This window comes from Bradyrhizobium sp. MI1.11 (genome assembly GCF_055811255.1).
Genome location: NZ_JBVVPM010000154.1, coordinates 1 through 1,966 on the forward strand (window position 1 = coordinate 1; position 1,966 = coordinate 1,966).

Consider the following 1,966-nt stretch of genomic DNA (forward strand, 5'->3'; position numbering starts at 1 on the left):
GCGGCGCAGTCGCAAAAGCTCGGGAAAATCGCGGCTACCAGTCCACGACTCCGCATAATCCCGCGCTACGCATAATCGACGTTATGCGGTGCACCGCATAACGTCGAGCTCGGTGCCGCCTGGAAGAAGACCGCCCGCGAGACCGATCGCGAATACCTCTCGGTCAAGCTCGACGATCCGACCTTCCCGGCCCCGATCTACGCCTCGCTGGTGAAGGTCGAAAGCGACGAGGGCTTCGCCCTGATCTGGTCCCGCCGCAACAGCGACTGATCCCGTGGGATCTTCAGCCCCGCCTCCTCGGAGGCGGGGCTTTTTTGCATTTCTTGCGCCCATTTGCAGGAAGAAAAGCATTTTTTCTTTGAGGAGATTGCTAAGGGCTCCGCCCTCGCGCTGGCAAGGGTGAAGCACGCTTCGCGTGCCGGCCGGAGCGGTATCCCCGGTCTTCCGCGCAAAGAATCTTCATGACGACGATGTCGTCAGGCGCGTGCAGACGCGCGCTTCCGCGCGCCCTTGTCAGGCGGGTGATCCCCCTCCACTCCGGCCGCCCTTGCCCTTGCTACCCCAGGTCTCGCCGACGGGCAGGGTTGCAGCGCAGCGCTGCGCTTCAACCTCAGCCCATAGGAGAATGACCATGAACATGATGACTTTGTCAGAAGGCCAACAGCCTGCTTCCGGCGGTTTTCGCGTGGACGTATCGCGCGGCCAGCGGATCGGCCGCGTGTCGTCCGAGTGGTTTGCGCGACCGGATGACGAGCGGTATTTGAACCTGCCGGACCTGTATGAGGCAGTGCGCGGACGAGCCGAACGCGCGCAGGCACGGAAGGTGGAAAGCCGGACCATCCGAGTGGAGGCGAGCCGGGACAATGCCGAGCGGCTGGCCCTCACTGTGTCGGGACGTGACGAGCCGGTGGCGCCGACCCATTGGAGCTTTGGTCAGTTGTGCACGCTGGTCGGTGCGCCAACATCCTACCTGCGGCAGCTTCCCGCAGCCCTATCCGCCATTAACCTGCAACACGGCTTGCTGTCGCATCGCGCCGAGCTCGTGAAAACCTTGGAGACCGACAACGGACGCGTTGAGCTTCGTGCCGTCACCGGGCCGGACTATGGCCGTATCTGGGATCATGAGTTGGTCGCGGCCGTCATGAAGATCGCCGGCAATGGCACGGGTGACACGCGTTGGAAGGTCCCGGGCGTGATGGACTGGGCGACCATGACCCACAATCCCTTTGTGGACGTGACCAAGGACACGACCACGCTCTACGCTAGTGACCGCGACGTGTTCCTGTTTCTGGTCGACGACACCAATCCGATCGAGGCGGGACGTCTGCCGGATGGATCACCGGATTTGTATTTCCGGGGGTTCTATTGCTGGAACAGCGAGGTGGGGAGCAAGACGCTTGGGATTGCGAGCTTCTATCTTCGCGCCGTCTGCATGAATCGCAACTTGTGGGGTGTCGAGAATTTCGAGGAGATCACCATCCGACATTCCAAATTTGCCGCACAACGCTTTGCGCATGAAGCTGCGCCAGCGCTGACGAGCTTTGCCAACTCGTCACCCGCGCCATTCGTCGCCGGCATTAAGGCGGCGCGGGAGCGGATCGTTGCCCGCACTGACGAGGACCGGGAGACCTTCCTCCGGAAAGGCGGGTTTTCCAAATCCGAGGCCTCGAAGATCATTGAAACTGTTCTGGGCGAGGAAAACCGCAAGCCGGAGAGCATCTTCGACTTCGTGCAGGGCATTACCGCATTTGCTCGTGGCAAGGCTCATCAGGACGCGCGCCTTGAACTAGAAGGCAAGGCAAAGCGCTTGATGGAGCGTGCAATCTGACACTGTAAGCCGCGCAATCGGGAACGGTTGCGCGGCTTCCCTCAATGCCTGATGCGCCGCCGGGGGGGGGGGGGGGGGCGCGGGGGGGGGGGGGGGGGGGGGGGGGGGGGGGGGGGGGGGGGGGGGGGGGGGGGGGGG

General features: G+C 63.2%; 1 protein-coding gene and 1 pseudogene. Both read left to right on the forward strand.

Going from position 1 to position 1,966, the window contains the following annotated elements; translation table 11 throughout:
• Positions 1-99: 99 nt before the first annotated feature.
• Positions 100-270 (forward strand): annotated as a pseudogene (locus AC0L30_RS42775) (DUF736 domain-containing protein); the annotation flags it as partial.
• 367 nt (positions 271-637) lie between these two features.
• A complete protein-coding gene (locus AC0L30_RS42780) occupies positions 638-1,828 on the forward strand; it encodes a DUF932 domain-containing protein (protein ID WP_473406771.1) in 1,191 nt (396 codons plus the stop codon).
• Positions 1,829-1,966 lie beyond the last annotated feature (138 nt).